12 protein-coding genes are annotated in these 15,808 nt (G+C 44.6%); 5 read left to right on the forward strand and 7 right to left on the reverse strand.

Translation table 11 applies throughout. From position 1 onward, the window contains the following. The first annotated feature begins 453 nt into the window (after positions 1–453). Entirely contained in the window at positions 454–2,595 is a 2,142-nt protein-coding gene (glyS, locus tag P5683_RS14765) for a glycine--tRNA ligase subunit beta (RefSeq protein ID WP_046319434.1), read from the forward strand. Between the two features lie 10 nt (positions 2,596–2,605). On the opposite strand, the gene P5683_RS14770 is transcribed toward glyS, so the two are convergent. Continuing rightward, positions 2,606–2,845, reverse strand: coding sequence for a hypothetical protein (locus P5683_RS14770; RefSeq protein WP_006625155.1), 240 nt, complete (start codon positions 2,843–2,845; stop codon positions 2,606–2,608). A 268-nt stretch (positions 2,846–3,113) separates the two neighbouring features. Here P5683_RS14770 and P5683_RS14775 point away from each other — a divergent pair, with 268 nt between their 5' ends. Further along, positions 3,114–5,300 carry a serine/threonine-protein kinase gene (locus tag P5683_RS14775; RefSeq protein ID WP_228116343.1) on the forward strand — a complete coding sequence of 729 codons (2,187 nt, stop codon included), beginning with the start codon at positions 3,114–3,116 and terminating at the stop codon, positions 5,298–5,300. Positions 5,301–5,582: 282 nt separating this feature from the next. Next, positions 5,583–6,626: an aromatic ring-hydroxylating dioxygenase subunit alpha gene (locus P5683_RS14780; RefSeq protein ID WP_315639714.1), complete on the forward strand. Its 1,044-nt coding sequence runs from the start codon at positions 5,583–5,585 to the stop codon at positions 6,624–6,626. A gap of 12 nt (positions 6,627–6,638) precedes the next feature. Here P5683_RS14780 and P5683_RS14785 read toward each other — a convergent pair whose 3' ends face one another. From P5683_RS14785 to P5683_RS14800, 4 genes are all read right to left on the reverse strand, one after another. Next, a complete protein-coding gene (locus P5683_RS14785) occupies positions 6,639–8,330 on the reverse strand; it encodes a DUF3352 domain-containing protein (protein WP_315639715.1) in 1,692 nt (563 codons plus the stop codon). A 39-nt stretch (positions 8,331–8,369) separates the two neighbouring features. After that, the gene (locus tag P5683_RS14790; RefSeq protein WP_006625161.1) at positions 8,370–8,663 is read right to left on the reverse strand and encodes a hypothetical protein; all 294 of its coding nucleotides are present in this window, start codon (positions 8,661–8,663) and stop codon (positions 8,370–8,372) included. Between the two features lie 97 nt (positions 8,664–8,760). Then, on the reverse strand, positions 8,761–10,122 hold the full coding sequence (locus tag P5683_RS14795; RefSeq protein ID WP_006625162.1) for an LCP family protein: 1,362 nt from the start codon (positions 10,120–10,122) through the stop codon (positions 8,761–8,763). Positions 10,123–10,478: 356 nt separating this feature from the next. After that, positions 10,479–10,868: a hypothetical protein gene (locus P5683_RS14800; protein ID WP_006625163.1), complete on the reverse strand. Its 390-nt coding sequence runs from the start codon at positions 10,866–10,868 to the stop codon at positions 10,479–10,481. A gap of 176 nt (positions 10,869–11,044) precedes the next feature. On the opposite strand from P5683_RS14800, the gene rpe reads away from it, so the two are divergent. Beyond that, the gene (gene rpe / locus P5683_RS14805) at positions 11,045–11,746 is read left to right on the forward strand and encodes a ribulose-phosphate 3-epimerase (RefSeq protein WP_008051461.1); all 702 of its coding nucleotides are present in this window, start codon (positions 11,045–11,047) and stop codon (positions 11,744–11,746) included. A 211-nt stretch (positions 11,747–11,957) separates the two neighbouring features. Next, positions 11,958–12,578 carry a hypothetical protein gene (locus P5683_RS14810; RefSeq protein WP_006625165.1) on the forward strand — a complete coding sequence of 207 codons (621 nt, stop codon included), beginning with the start codon at positions 11,958–11,960 and terminating at the stop codon, positions 12,576–12,578. Positions 12,579–12,600: 22 nt separating this feature from the next. Here P5683_RS14810 and P5683_RS14815 read toward each other — a convergent pair whose 3' ends face one another. Together P5683_RS14815 and P5683_RS14820 are read right to left on the reverse strand one after the other, a co-directional pair. Continuing rightward, positions 12,601–14,838 carry an adenylate/guanylate cyclase domain-containing protein gene (locus P5683_RS14815; protein WP_315639718.1) on the reverse strand — a complete coding sequence of 746 codons (2,238 nt, stop codon included), beginning with the start codon at positions 14,836–14,838 and terminating at the stop codon, positions 12,601–12,603. Between the two features lie 3 nt (positions 14,839–14,841). Continuing rightward, positions 14,842–15,603: a DUF928 domain-containing protein gene (locus P5683_RS14820; RefSeq protein ID WP_046319438.1), complete on the reverse strand. Its 762-nt coding sequence runs from the start codon at positions 15,601–15,603 to the stop codon at positions 14,842–14,844. Positions 15,604–15,808 lie beyond the last annotated feature (205 nt).

A 15,808-nucleotide genomic window follows, 5' to 3' on the forward strand; every position in this document is an offset into this window, starting at 1 on the left:
CAGGAGTCGGAGAGGGAATGCGGCGACACCAATTTAGGGAAAGGTGGGGGGGGAAAGGCGATCGCTCTATACCCCTACCGGAAAAGGTTACAGCCACACCCGTCTAATTTACCTCCCCCAACTCACGAGTTAACCCTCACGCCAGGAAGAGTTTTTAAATGTATCGGAAATACTACGGGTAATTGAGTGATTTTTCGGTCTATTTCCTAACAGTAATTGACAAAACCAAATTCGGCGTGATATTTTAAAGATAATGCCTATCTTGTGTCTATAACTGGATAACCTGCCGGAAACCATGATTCTGTCGTGAACTTCTGAAATTGACAGGAGTCGGAGAGGGAATGCGGCGACACCAATTTAGGGAAAGGTGGGGGGGGAAGTTAGAACCGAAACCAACCGAAACTGTGGTAGGATGTAAAATTGTCCGAACACTGACCACCTGCACTGTCTCCCATGCCTAGCTTTTTACTCGAAGTCGGTACAGAAGAATTACCAGCAACCTTTGTCGAAGGGGCGATCGCCCAATGGGAGGCGATGATTCCCGCCAGCCTAAAAGAACAATACCTCACCTGCGAGTCGGTGAAAGTGTACGCCACACCGCGAAGACTGGCTGTAGTCATAGCGGGACTGCCACAACAGCAACCTGATCGCGAAGAAGAAATCAAAGGTCCCCCCGCCAGTGCTGCCTTCAAAGACGGGAAACCGACGAAAGCAGCGGAAGGTTTCGCGAAAAAACAGAATATCAACTTAGAAGATATCGAAATTCGCCCGACCCCCAAAGGGGATTTCGTGTTTGTCCTCAAACAAATTCCCGGACGGAAAACGTCGGAAATTTTAACGGAATTAATACCCCAATGGATTAATCGGTTAGAAGGTAAAAGATTTATGCGCTGGGGAGATGGAGATATCCGCTTCCCCCGTCCGATTCGTTGGTTAGTAGCCCTATTAGATAAGGAGATATTACCGCTAAGTATCCCCAACGGTTCGGAAACTATTAGCAGCGATCGCCATAGCCAAGGTCATCGAGTGTTACACTCGAACTCAGTGAGTATTGCGGAAGCGACGGACTATGCGGAAACCCTGGGTAAAGCGTTTGTAGAAGTAGATCCGCAGACCCGAAAAACAGCGATCGCCAACCAGGTAAAAGTAGCAGCGAACAGCGTAGGCGGGGAGGCGGAAATTCCCGAAGAGTTACTGAATGAAGTGGTTAACTTAGTGGAATGGCCGACAGCAGTAGTGGGAACTTTTGACGCGGACTTTTTAGTGCTGCCACCAGAAGTGATTAAAATGGTAATGGTGACACATCAGCGCTATTTCCCAGTCCTAGATACCCACGGTAATCTGAAACCATATTTTATTACGATTTCTAATGGTGATCCAGCCAAAGCTGCAATTATTGCATCGGGTAATGAACGGGTAATCCGCGCGAGATTAGCAGATGGAGAATTTTTCTATAAAACCGATTTAAAGAAACCCCTAGAAAACTATCTCCCCGACTTGGAAAATGTCACGTTTCAAGAAGATTTGGGTTCAGTTCGCGACAAGGTGAATAGAATTATTGCCAATGCCGATCGCATTGGTAAACAGCTAGAAGTAAGCGAAGGGGAACTCGCCCAGATAAAAAGGGCAGCCTTATTATGTAAGGCGGATTTAGTCTCTCAGATGGTTTATGAATTTCCCGAACTTGAGGGAATCATGGGGGAAAAATATGCTTTAGCTGGCGGCGAACCTGAAGCGATCGCTAAGGCTATAGTTGAACATTATCTCCCCAAAGGAGCAAGCGATCGCCTCCCGACAAATATCATTAGTCAAGTGGTCGCCCTAGCTGATAAACTCGACACGCTAGTTAGTATTTTTGGCTTGGGAATGCTTCCCACAGGTTCATCAGATCCCTTTGCTCTGAGAAGGGCGGCTAATGGAGTTGTGAATATTATCTGGTCTGCTGACCTACCTTTAAACTTGCATGAACTGCTAAAGGATTTAACGACGGATTTCGTTAATAGTCATCCTAACGCGATGTTAGGTCTGATTCATCATTTAGAAGATTTCTTTTTACAGCGCATTCGGACTTTGTTGCAGGACGAGAAAGCCATTGATTATGATTTGGTTAATGCGGTGTTGGGAGATGAAGACATAGAATATAAGGAACGCGTGTTACAAGATTTATTAGATGTACGCGATCGCGCTTTGTTTTTACAAGAAATTCGCGGTGACGGTACTTTAGACATCATCTATGAAACTATCAACCGTTCCACCCGTCTCGCTAAACAAGGCGACCTCGACACGGGGGAACTTCAACCCCATGCGGTGATTAACCCTTCTCTGTTTGAAAAGTATTCAGAACAAGCATTTATGGAAGCCCTAGAAGACTTGATACCCAACACTCAAGCCGCATTAGAAACTCGCAATTATCGACAATTAGTGACAGCCTTAGCAGCAATTGTTCCCACAGTTACCCAATTCTTTGATGGTGAAAATAGCGTCTTGGTGATGGACTCTAATCCGAAAGTACAGCGAAACCGTCTCAACCTACTAGGGTTGTTGCGAAATCATGCGCGTGTACTAGCAGATTTTGGCGCAATTGTCAAGGGGTAAATGGTAGATTTTAAAATTCTGTCATGATTTCTTTGGGAAAAAATTTGAATCCATTAAGCACCAAAATGACTAACCCGGTCAGAATCACCCAATTAGCCAAGAGGAAACTGGAGACAACCGCAACTAAAGCAATGCCTCCTGAGACTAGCTTGATTAATTCTTCTTGGGTGTGGGTATAAACGAAAATGGCAGCAACAGAGATAGCGATCGCAATTAGGGAAGGTAGATATCCAGCGAAGTTGATTTCCATGACCATGAGACTCCTAGTGGTAACTGTTATGGTTGCTAGACCCAAAATAGAAGCCTGTGTAATTATCCAATCAAGCGATACTGCAACTTTCCTAACCGACCTATAGGGAAATTGCCTATAACAGTTGTCAAATAGTGGAATTGCTGGTTATTGACCGTTATTCCAGGTGACTGTAACTGTGCTAGTTTCCTGATTGACACAATGACAGTCAACTCCCCTGGTGGTAGAAAGATGTTGGAGAGAGAGATAAAGGTCGGCTGTTGTCTGGGTGGGGAGAATTTTTAAAAACTCTGGTAGATATGGAAATCATCTGCGATCGCGAAAATATTGTGCCACCAAAATGGAAAAATTGAGGCACAATAAATATTATGCTGTCACTCAGAATGCGATCGCTATGACCTGCTGCATCAACCCCAACTGTCCGCAACCGATAAACCCCGACAACCTTACATATTGTCAAAGCTGTAATACCCCCCTAATTTCCCTACTGCGGGGACGCTACCGCATTCTTAAACCGTTAGGAAAAGGAGGGTTTAGTCGCACCTATCTAGCTGAGGATACGGATAACCTCAACCGTCGGTGTGTAGTCAAACAACTGGTGGCGGAGGTAAAAAGTAACTGGGGACTACAAAAGGCAGCCGACTTGTTCAAGTTGGAGGCGCAACAATTACAGCAACTAGAAGGTAACCCACAAATTCCGGGAATTTACGGTTATTTTGAAGAAGATAATTGTCTATATTTAATCCAACAATATATAGAAGGAGAAAACCTGGCGCAACTTTTAGAACAGGGTGGAAGATGGAATCAAGCACAAGTCCGCCAACTGCTGTTAAAATTGCTTCCGGTTTTAGAATTTATCCATAGTCGCCAGGTGATTCACCGAGATATTAAACCGGAAAATATCATCCATCGTAGCAGGGTTCCTCAACCGATAAGCGATCGCCATAATTTAACCCCTACCCCTAACCAAAGCGCACCCACTATCATTCAAGATAAAGTAGTTACCCAAACCACAGATATCGGTGATTTAGTATTAATTGATTTTGGGGTATCCAAACAACTATCAGAAACGGTGATGGTTAACCCTCTAGGGACAAGAGTAGGTTCAGATGGTTATGCGGCTTTAGAACAAATGCGTGGGGGAGAAGCCTACGCCGCCAGTGACCTATACAGTTTGGGTGTCACCTGCTTTCATTTACTCACGGGAATTCATCCCTTTGAATTATGGACAGAAGAAGGTTATGGCTGGACAAAAAACTGGCGTAATTATCTACCAACTCCTATCAGTCCAGAATTAGGACAAATTATCGATCGCCTACTTCAGAAAGACCTAAGCGATCGCTATACCAACGCCGCCGAAGTTTTAAGAGACCTCAACTCTAATAGTCATCCTCTCCCAGTGATTTCCCATCCTTTATTTATGGGATTATCCCGCCGCCGAAAACCTGCGAAAACGATAGCGATCGCTAGTGCGGCATTATTGTTATTGGGGACGGGTGGAAATATACTATTAAAAAATACCCCCCCAACGTTAATGTCTTGGATAACTCCGGTGTCGGCGTGGAATCAAGCGAGGTTAGGACAAACCTTAACCGGACACACTGCTAGGGTATTAACTGTGGCTATTACCCCTGATGGTAAAACTCTCGCCAGTGGTAGTGATGATAATACGGTGAGATTATGGAGTTTACAAACCTTTGAACATCTTTCTACTTTAACGGGACATGGAGGCGCTATCAACTCGATTGCTATCAGTCCTGATGGTCGAGTTATCGCCAGTGGTAGTCGCGACAATACGGTGAAATTGTGGGATCTTCACAGCAAACAAGAAATCGCCACGCTGAAAGGACATGAAAGGGATATTACGACGATCGCTTTTAGTCGAGACGGTCAAACTCTCGCCAGCGGTAGTCACGACCATACTATTACTTTATGGTATTTAGGGACTAATGAACTCATTGGTACATTAAGAGGGCATAATCGGGAAATTCGCGCGGTGGCTTTTAGTCCTAATGGTAGACTGCTGGCTAGTGCTTCCCAGGATAATACGGTGAAATTGTGGGATCTTAACCGCCGCGAGGAAATCTCGACTTTATTATCCCATGATAACTCAGTTAATGCGATCGCCTTTAGTCGAGATGGTCAAACTCTCATCAGCGGAAGTAGTGATAAAACTCTGAAATTATGGGACGTTACCACTAAGGAAGTTATGGCTACCTTACACGGACATTCACAGGCGATTAAATCTATCGCGGTGAGTCCTGATGGTCGAATTATCGCCAGTGGTGGTGATGATGATACAGTCCAACTTTGGGACCTCAAAAATCAAGAAGCGATCGCTACCTTGCGAGGACCTTCCTCTAAAATTGAAGCGATCGCCTTTTCTCCCAAACGTCCCCTCTTAGTTAGTGGTAGCCATAATCGCAACCTGGAAATTTGGCAAATTCCTGACTAATCTACCAGCTATTTATAGCAGGGATTATCAAGTCGTGATTAAACCGGGGATTTTCCGATAGGCTTTGATAGGGAGATTTTCCATTTATGGTCAACCTGGTTGACCTCAAGATCTGGAATAGTCCACGATTAAAAATTTCGGATTTTCCTAAAAAAACAGTTGACATCAAGTTAGTATCATGCTAAGATAATCGGTGAGTGTCAAAATTGCGCTGTGCTTTGAGTATTTTAGGATTATCCCTATTCGGCTAAAATTGGAAGCTGGTGAAATAGAGGCGATCGCATGACCCCAAGTTACGCAAATAGGAGGGACATCAGACAATTAGGGATTAACCCCCATTGCTGGTATGTTGTTAGTAGCAGCCAGGAAGTCACCAGTAGCCCGGTGGGGGTAATTTTGTGGAATCAGCCGATTGTGTTATTCAGAGACACTCAGGGGAAAATAAACGCCTTAGAAGACAGATGTCCCCATCGCCAAGTGAAACTAAGTCACGGAAAAGCGATCGGAGACGAGATAGAATGTACATATCACGGCTGGAGGTTTAATGGTGGTGGAGACTGTGTTTATGTACCGTATTTACAGGAGAATCAAAAACCACCAAAATGCGGAATCAAGACCTATCCAGTGCGAGAATTATATGGATTTATTTGGATATTCATAGGAGAGGAAAAGCCAGATAATGAACCCCTAGAAATTCCCGAATGGGAACACCTGAACTACATAGCCACCGTGGCGACAATTCACACCCAGGCGCACTATTCTTTTTTAGTCGAAAACCTGATGGATATGTACCACGGACACCTACACCAAAACTGGCAAGCCTGGACGGAGGCGCAATTAGATTATATCACAGAAACCGACAATAAAGTTGATGCTTATTATGAAGCACAAAGCTATTATAAAATAGACAAAATCTGGTCTATATCACAACTATTTTTCCGGTCGCTGCGACAACTCCACCCGGAAAGGCTGACGGTTAGTTATATATATCCCCATTGGTATTCTACTCTCGGTGAAGACTTCAAGATTTACTGTTTACTCTGTCCAATTAGTGTAAGTGAAACCCGCGCCTACTTAATCCATTTCACGTCACTTAACGCCTTTTGGAGACTGCATAAACTCCCGATTAAATTTCGTAAATTCATCAAAAACAGGTTATTTGGTTGTGCGAAAAAAATGTTAGATGGTTTAGTGGCAGAGGATGTAAAAATGATAGAGGAGGAACAACGGGCTTATCAAAAGCACCCCCAGCGGCGGGGTTATGAATTAAATAAAGCGATCGCATCTGTGCAGCGAGTGATGAAAAAGCAGGCGATCGCCAATTAATCAACTAACCATCTAATTCTCCTGATTATCAGTAGATACAGCGGCGGATTTTAGATTCACAAATAGGTCATAACGGCTGGTGTGGTTATCGATGACAGCGGTAGTCAAACCGATAGATTGAATAGCATTTACCCAGACTTCTTGTTGAGGCGGTAAGGGGGGTAAAGAGAGGTTTTGGCGATTAAATACCTGTTCAACATTAATATAAAAATTCCCATGTTTAGGACTAAGACTAGAGGGGAAAGTTTGTCGGAATAAAGAACTGGAACTAATGGCGGTTTGAGGTTGTGGTATAATTTGGTTAGCCACAGGAGCGCCCAAATTGACAAAAGCGACATCTCCATCTAACCAACCGCGAAGCACAGTAAAGCCGCCATAGGGAGAAGTCCACTGAACCACAGGCTGACCATTAAGTTGAGCATCACCAACCTGGAAACCGCGACCCCTGAGAATTTGATCTAATTGTTGTAAAGCGTTGTCCGCCGCATTGCGATCGCTCGCCCTAACCATAAACACCAAACCAGCCATAAAGCGTTGAGGGGTGTTAGGATTAGAAATACCCGGAATTACAGACAGAGAAAACTCCCCATCCATCCAGCTAAGGAAATCTCGCTGCAACTCCATACCAATAGACTCTTGTAAAGTAGCAGCCAAAGCCTGTGGATTAAAAGGAGCGATCGGATTAGCATTAGCCCCCTGATTATAATCACTCCAGAACTGTTTAAGGTTGGTGCCACCGAGAGTCATAATCGCCGTATCTGGGATACGTCTGAGCATTCCATCAGTAGAATTCCCAACAGTGAGTTTTCTATCAGTGTTAGGCCGCAACCAGGAAACCCCCTGAAAATTAATGCCATTATCTCTTAAAATAGCAGTAGTAGCAAAGCCCTGGTGTCGTTTCAATTGTGCCAAACTTTCTGGGGGAATAGGCTGCGCCGCCGTCATAGAAGCCAAAGAAGCAGCGACGGGAATATTCAGATAAACCTGAGCAAAAGCCTGGGAATTTCTAATTTGTTGAATGGCTGCGGAATATCCAGGAGTAGCAGCGAGGGAACTATCACCGTGATAAGTATCGATCGCCCTATCAGTAGCACGAGGGTCATCAGAAACGAGAAGAAACTCTCGACCCAGGACTGCAATAGAATAATTTTGCAATCGTCCTTGAGTTTCAAAGATATCAATTCCCCGGTAGTTACGTTCGAGAATTTCTCCTTGATTTAAAGACTTTCGTGCGGACAAAATTTCTTGAGCGCGGAGAGGATTAGCGATAGGAAGTAATAAGATCCTAGCGGAAGCCATGGGAGACTGACGGGGAGTATCACCGGAGGGGGAAGGCTGACCAGAGACCAAAGCCGGATCAGGCAACCAAGCCATCATCACCTCATTACCAATCCAGGGCTGAATATCTTGCTCAAAATTATAGCCCTGATCAGTAAAAATGCGATCGCGCCACTGAATTAGCAATTGTTCAAAAGCCGCCTGAGACTGTGAAGTGCCATACTGTTGAAGTGTTTGCCATTTTTGTGGCGCAGTAGAAACAGAAACAGCTAACAGCGCATCTTGGGGAACAATATTAGCCCCCAAAGGCACATCTCTAATAGTTCTTCTAGCGGTGAGTGCGAAATAGGCAGCAACCCCACCACCAACCAAAACAGCGATCGCACCTATAGTTACAAGCAGGGACGGTTTATTTTTTGCAAGCATAACTAGCCCATGGGAAATCGAAAAAACTCAGATCTCAGTTCACAGTAGCACTAAATCAATCAAAGTGTAGAAACCTAGAGCCAACAATAGGATAGCAACCAATTGGGTAAGCAGTAAGCGGTTAGAGGGAAAAATCGCCTCTCGAACTAACATAGAAGCCGAAGACCCCATCACATAACTAAGACACAAGACCAAATATGGCCACCGTCCTGTTAAAGCCCACAGCAGCAATAGTGTCATCCCCAACAGTAGCATGAGAACCTCAATAAATTGAGGCGGATTATATTGGGTTAGATAAACCAGATTCTGCCACCAAACTTGCCAAAGTCTCATCAGGTTATCTCGCTGTCAAATTCATCTACTTTCCAGGATAGTCCCTGAACAGACCAGGAAGCAAGGGAACCGGGACAAAAAGGTGTTACCATAGGTTTTAGGGTCCAGACAGTCGCCGTCGGGAGCTGCCGAAATCATCCTCGATCTGTAATTGTGGCTCAGTTTCCTCCTGAAATTTAGCTTCGTATTTTTCCAGCCAATCCAATCCTACCTGAATGGTAATATCGGACTGTAGATGACCGGTACTTTCCACCACAACTTCCCCAAATCCCAAAGCCTCCTGAATAGTTCGTGCGCCTCTGACATCGCCATCTTGAGCAATAATACGGGTGACATCAAGTGGTTGATTCCAGGGTCTTGTCAGTCTCAGATTCCAATATCCCTTACTATTGAGAGAAGACATGAAATCATCAACGGCATAGGAATCATCAGTGCTGTCTTGGATAGCAATTCTCAAATCCCTGGGATCAACATTATCAAAACTCCAACGGTTATGACCAAAATCAAAATGTTTGGTCACCATGGCATCAAGGCGACTATAATCTGCTAGCCAATAACTAGCCCTATACTCTTTCGGGTCACTAAACTGTCCAGGAACCATAAGCATTTGTACATCATCGGGACTCACCTGGGCGGCAAAATTCACCAAAGCCACCAATTCTTCTAAGGTCAAATTTGTATCAATATGAGATTGAATAATGGACACTAACCGAGGTATACGGGAGATGGTACTCACATCTAAAACTTGGTTAATAAAAGAGCGGATCAGCATTTGCTGACGCTGTACCCGACCAATATCACCTAAATTGTCATATCGGAACCGCAAAAACTGTAAAGCACGATCACCATCAAGATGTTGTTCACCCTCTTTCAGATTAATATAAAGATGTTGGCTATCATCTTGATACCTCATATCTTTAGGAACATAAACGGTGACTCCTCCCAAGGCATCAATTAGCTTTTCAACGCCCAAGACATTAACGCGAACGTAGCGATCGATACCGACACCGCCCATCAATTCACTGACGGACTTAGCGCTAAGTGCCGGACCACCATAGTAGTTAGCATCATTAATTTTAGTCATCCCCCGTCCCTTGACAAAAGTACGGGTATCCCTAGGAATAGAAAGAACTTTTAACTTATTAGTATTAGGGTCAAAACGCAACAGAAGCATGGTATCAGAAAGACCCTTAAAGGAGTCTACCACCGCATGATATCCCAGGTCTTCTTCTGGCGGTTCATCTAAATCGGAGGTTAAAACTTTAATACCCAAAACCAGAATATTTACCGGACGAGTTAATTCCGGTAAACGCATATTCACCCGCGCCATTTCACCCTTAGAAAAAACCGCCTCTTGTTCAGGTGTTAACTTTTCCTGCATGAGGGGAGTTGAAGATAAGGAAACAGCCAGCAAGGCTCCGGCCGTTGCCGAAATCATAGCCACTCCAGTTAAACCCATACCAATACCAAGCCATTTGGCGGGGCTAGACCTGGTGAACTTTTTCAGAATAGGTCGAGAAGGTTGAGATCTAAGTGGTTTTTGCCGTTTGATTCGATGATTTGACACAGGCTTCCTCACACACCAATTTTAATATACAAAGAGTTGACAGACACTTCCGAGAAATTTTGAGATCAATTGACTACTCATCAATTGTAGTCTTCGATCGCCCTGGTTAGCAATGGTTAGCTATCAGTAGTGGGTAGATCAATGGGGAGTAATCAGAGCCGCCAGAATAATCCATTCTTTCAGCATCAGCCAGCGCTAACAGGATATACAACTCACCAAAATCTACCGGTCCTGTAATATTAAGAGACTCAGGAGTTAGGGGGATTATCCCGCAGATAACGACGCATAACCTTTTCGGCAAAAGGACTGATTGCTGGCAACCATAGGGGTTTATCTTTCCATAGACGCACCATTAAGCCAAAGTTAACTAAAAAGTAAGTTGTGGTCAGGACACTGCTAGTGAACAACACAGGTAGTTCGGGGATTTCCGCAAGACTAGCACCACCGCGCAAAAGTAAATTGCCAATCAACCAGCTAAATGCTAAAGTCACCACTAAGCGACAGGTAGCGCGTTCTTGGGGTGTACCCTGATGGCGATACAAAGTCCAGATGGCGGGGACAAAGCCCAACACGGGAATTAAATACACAAATTGTTGGATAGATATTCTATCGGTGGGTTGGTAAGGATCATGCCGCATAAGATATCCTCATCTCCAGGCTGATAGGTTGGATGGCTGGGGTCGGTATGGGAAGATATTCCCTAGGGAAATCACCAGCGGGGATGGCAAAAGCACTTTTTTTGTTTGTCCCTTGGGGTCAGCAAATTCTGATACACTGGATAAAAAGACCAGATGTTGGAGGAAACACAATCGCTATGAGCCAATCCCAAAAATCAGTTGTTATCGCCCCATCTATATTATCAGCAGATTTCAGTCGTCTTGGAGAAGAAATTCGCGCCGTTGATGAGGCTGGCGCAGATTGGATTCATGTTGATGTTATGGATGGTCGCTTTGTCCCTAATATTACCATTGGTCCCCTGATTGTTGATGCTATTCGACCGGTTACGAAAAAGCCTCTGGATGTTCACCTGATGATTGTGGAACCAGAGAAGTATGTTGAAGATTTTGCTAAGGCTGGGGCTGATATTATCTCGGTTCACGCTGAACATAATGCTTCCCCCCACCTCCACCGGACTCTCAACCTGATTAGGGAATGTGGTAAACAGTCCGGTGTGGTATTAAATCCTTCTACTCCCCTGGATTTGATTGAGTATGTTTTGGATGTGTGCGATCTGGTGTTGATTATGAGTGTCAACCCCGGTTTCGGAGGTCAGAAGTTTATCCCGACTGTGGTTCCTAAAATTCGTCAACTGCGCCAAATGTGCGATGAGCGGGGTCTTGACCCTTGGATTGAAGTTGATGGCGGCCTGAAGATTGATAATACCTGGCAGGTGTTGGAAGCTGGAGCTAATGCTATTGTGGCAGGTTCGGCGGTGTTTAATGCTGATAATTATTCGGAAGCGATCGCCGGTATTCGTAATAGTAAGCGCCCTACTCCTGAATTAGCGACGGTCTAAAGTCCTAGTTTGAGTGAACTCAGGGGGGGCGTGATCTGGGAGTATCCTACTAGGGACTTGCTAAAATCGCTCCCCCTAATCCCTTGATTCGATAAATGCAATCACACGCCACATAGTGAGTTATTATGGGTGAGCCTTCCTGTTGAGCTACTAAATGTGGACATCGAGTTAGGATTGGCATGGCTTCAGAATCTAGGTTATCTAAGAAAGTATGGCTCAAACACTAATCACATCAGGCATCATCAATCCCCGCCAATGGCCTTTAGCCCGTGTTTGGTTGGAGGTGGCTACTTATCTGGGAGTCCCACCTCGCCAAATCGATCGCCTAGAGTTCTGGACACATCAAATTTGGGTTAAACTCCTAGGGATGAGGGCCACATTAGTTAGTTTTCGGGTTCTCCCTCTGTGGGTGGAACAAGGAATTGCAGCTATTAGGGAGACGCGCGATCGCGATCGCCTAGATCTTCTGGGGGAAATATTTAGCACAGAAATCTCACGCTACTCGAAACACTATAATTCCCCCAAAATAGAAGCGTGGCGATCGGCTTGGGCGGAACAATCCCAGAAACTCAAACAACAAGAACTTATCAGAATTCAGGAAGAAGAAAATCTATCACCCCTTCGCGAACACCAGCAGGCTTGTCAACAATGGCTGGAAGGTTGGCGGGTGATTCTGAAACACTGCCAAAGTCTGGAATCTCTCGATAATTTGGCCCCGGAAATTGAACGACAAATGCCGGAATTTTCCGACTTGGAGGAAGCAGCCACAGCCATGGAAATTTGGAGCGATCGCCGTCAGGAAGTAGCCCAAATTACTGACGGAATTCCTTAATTTTCCCGATACCTAATCTGATTTAGCCTTTAATCATCTGGTAAATATCATTAAGTTTAGCTTCAATTACAGGAGGTTTAGAAGTGAAACGAATATAAAATTTACCCGGTTCTGCTGGTTTTTCTAATACCTTGGCATAGATATCTTCCCGCAGTTCCAAGTTAGATGATTTCAGATTCAGTTTGATGTTAGTTAACACCAGCGGTAAAGAGTCTGTACCATCTTCTGCACCTATTAAAGCACTGCGATCGGAGAGTTGTAATAACCGCCCAGAAAATAGGTTTTCGCCAACGTGCTTACCTTCTAAGACGGTATATTGTAATGATATCGGCTGAGACAAAGAATAAAATATTTCGGTTTCTTTAGGTAAAAATAGGTTATATTTACCGGCAATTCCAGAGACTTCATAGATAGCTATGGGATTTTTCACCCCCTTGGGTTGTACCAATTTCTTGTCATCAATTTTGACCCAATTAGGAGTAGTACAATTTAGGGTTTCTTCGGAAATAATAATTTGTCCGCCTGTGGTGTAAGACTCGATTCTGTAGGTGAGATTAACATGACTTCCTACAACTCCGTATTTGGTGCGTTTTTCCGAACCCAAATTACCAACGACAACTTCCCCGGTATTAATGCCAATTCCCATTTCTAAAGCTGGTAATTCCCACTTCTCCATTTGTTCATTTACCTGAGCCATAGCCAATTGCATGGCTACGGCACAAGCCACGGCCCTTTCCGGGTCATCTTCGCGCAGGGTAGGCGCACCAAATAACACTAAAATACCATCCCCCATAAATTCATCAATTGTCCCTTGATAATGGGTAATGACATCAGCCATATAGGATAAATAGAAATTCAGCACCTGCACAACTTCTTCCGGTGGTAAGCGTTCAGAAAGCGCGGTAAAACCCCGTAAATCGGAGGTTAAAATAGTGATTTTACGACGTTCTCCACCCATTTTTAATCCCTCTGGGTGTTCCAGCAAATTAGCAACTATTTCATCACTGAGATATCGACCAAAAGTTTTACGGATATCTGATGCTGAACGAGCAATATAAGCAGTAATTACGGCTACAGAACCCACCAAAGCGATGGATGAAGGGACAACAGGCAACCACCAACTGCCTAAAAAAGCGACCCAGGTAAAGCCTAATAAAATACCCCCAGCCAGAACCAAAATCACAACTCTTTTAAATAGGAATTGTCCGACTCTAGTGGGGTCGCGTAGTCGCCAAGTCAAGGTCGCCCCCAGACCAGACCAGAACATAATCAATAGCCACTCGACAACTTCTGGTAAAGTTCTAATCAGAGGTCGATTTTCCAGGGCGGCGCTGATGATTTTACTAACAATATTAGCATGAATTTCTACGCCAGTCATGCGTTGATCAGGCGCTAGGGTGTAGGGGATAGAAAATAAATCTTTCATGCTTTCGCCGACGGAACCAATTAAAATAATGCGATCGCTTCCCCAGTCTGAGGCTACCCGGTTTTCAAAAATATCTCGCATGGAGACAATTTCAAAATGCTGGCTAGGTCCTCGGTAGTTAAGTAAAACTTGATAGCCACCATCATCGGCGCGCACATAACCCCCATCATTCCCCTCAAAAGGAACAAACACGACATCACCAAATTTCCACCAATTATCTGTACCTTCTACAATCTCAACGGAAAAGTCAGGTTCTGCATTTAAATATCTCAGGGCTAAATGAACGGCAAAACTATGGACAGTTTCCCCATTTTCTCTAGGTAAATATAGCAAAGCGCGACGCACCCTATTATCCTGATCAACAATCAGGTCATTCGCCCCAACTTGTCCTCTAGCAGCCAAGGCGGGAGGGGGTCCCACCCGACTAAAAAAGTGATCACCTATAACTTTTTCAATACCAATTAGATTATCTGTAGTTTCAAAAAGCCGCACCAATTGGGAATGGCCAGGTTCAAAGGGTAAATCTCGATAAATATCTAATCCGATTACCCTAGGATTCATGGCATTGAGTCGTTGGATTAACTCAAAATAGACCCCATCTGGTACATAACCCTGACCAATAAATTTAAGGTCATCCTCATCAATACCAACGATGACAATGCGACTATCACGGGCTTCTGGGGGCCGCCAGCGCATATACTGGTCATAGGCCCCCAATTCCAAGGTTTGCAAAATACCAGTTAGCCGTAATAAAATCACGGCTAGGGTGACAGAGGGGGTCGTCACCAGGACAACCCGCCAATTCCAGAATCGTTCTCTAATGGTTTTGAACATTAGTTAGGATGCTTCGATTTCCGAACCCACAGTTTCCTCAGTTTCTGGGGGACAACAGGGGGCGATCGGTTCAGAGGCGATATCTTTTAATCCTACGGACTCCATCAACTGTTCCCAAATTTCGGGATGGGTTTCTCGCAGTCCCAACGCTATCAGGAGAGTTTCCGGCCACATCTGTTGTTCTGCATACAGTATGGCTTGATCAATGGGGTCAGTTTCGGCGGCAATTCTAGCTCTGTGTTCGTCATCTAATTCTATCCGTTCAATAGCCCCGGTGATGGATTCGTCTAAATCCCTTTGATTAGGATCGCAAAATAGGGAAAATTGCCAGGTGTAGGTTTCTCCCACTCTCAAGGAAACGGTTTCCGGTAGGCTAATTTTCATAATAGACCCTTGTGCAGGTGTGGCGAAACTTCCAACATAGACATCGCGACCTTGGCTATCTAGCACCAAAAATTCAGCCTTTTCGGCTTTGGTTTTCGGAACGTACAGGAAAAAGGTGGGATTGGGGGAAGCTGTCTTTAAGACCTCGTAACCTATGGGTAATAGGGGGATGAGAAAATCACTGTTGTTGTCACAAGTGCCATCGACCATGGTGGTGGCATTCCCTCGGGTTCCTCCCCCAGCGGTTGACTGAGGTGGCTGGCGACTTGGACCTTGTGGAAATTCTAGGGCTGTGGTCATGGAAAGGGGAGTTGCGATCGCTAATATAGTAGATGCGATCGCCGTTAACAGTGTCCGCCCACGCCAAAATTTGATTTTCATGTAAAACTATATACCTCCATAATCCGTTGAGCCAATTTACAGACAACTGATGCACTCAACTGATGACCCTAGTTTAATCTTTTCAATTCAAGTTGGTAAAAACAGCACTAATTTATTTTAGAGACTCATAGCATAATCGGCACGTTCCCGAACCTTGTAGTCAAATCCCCTAACATTATATGCCCAAAACTAAAACCTACGCCCA

Source organism: Limnospira sp. PMC 1279.21, from assembly GCF_032349615.1.
GTDB classification, from domain to species: domain Bacteria; phylum Cyanobacteriota; class Cyanobacteriia; order Cyanobacteriales; family Microcoleaceae; genus Limnospira; species Limnospira fusiformis.

What these genes read in the sequence shown, in the direction of transcription:
- glyS (WP_046319434.1), top strand. Translation starts at nt 454, where the DNA reads ATGCCTAGCTTTTTACTCGAAGTCGGTACAGAAGAATTACCAGCAACC.
- P5683_RS14770 (WP_006625155.1), bottom strand. Translation starts at nt 2,845, where the DNA reads ATGGAAATCAACTTCGCTGGATATCTACCTTCCCTAATTGCGATCGCT.
- P5683_RS14780 (WP_315639714.1), top strand. Translation starts at nt 5,583, where the DNA reads ATGACCCCAAGTTACGCAAATAGGAGGGACATCAGACAATTAGGGATT.
- P5683_RS14785 (WP_315639715.1), bottom strand. Translation starts at nt 8,330, where the DNA reads ATGCTTGCAAAAAATAAACCGTCCCTGCTTGTAACTATAGGTGCGATC.
- P5683_RS14790 (WP_006625161.1), bottom strand. Translation starts at nt 8,663, where the DNA reads ATGAGACTTTGGCAAGTTTGGTGGCAGAATCTGGTTTATCTAACCCAA.
- P5683_RS14795 (WP_006625162.1), bottom strand. Translation starts at nt 10,122, where the DNA reads ATGGGTTTAACTGGAGTGGCTATGATTTCGGCAACGGCCGGAGCCTTG.
- P5683_RS14800 (WP_006625163.1), bottom strand. Translation starts at nt 10,868, where the DNA reads ATGCGGCATGATCCTTACCAACCCACCGATAGAATATCTATCCAACAA.
- rpe (WP_008051461.1), top strand. Translation starts at nt 11,045, where the DNA reads ATGAGCCAATCCCAAAAATCAGTTGTTATCGCCCCATCTATATTATCA.
- P5683_RS14810 (WP_006625165.1), top strand. Translation starts at nt 11,958, where the DNA reads ATGGCTCAAACACTAATCACATCAGGCATCATCAATCCCCGCCAATGG.
- P5683_RS14815 (WP_315639718.1), bottom strand. Translation starts at nt 14,838, where the DNA reads ATGTTCAAAACCATTAGAGAACGATTCTGGAATTGGCGGGTTGTCCTG.
- P5683_RS14820 (WP_046319438.1), bottom strand. Translation starts at nt 15,603, where the DNA reads ATGAAAATCAAATTTTGGCGTGGGCGGACACTGTTAACGGCGATCGCA.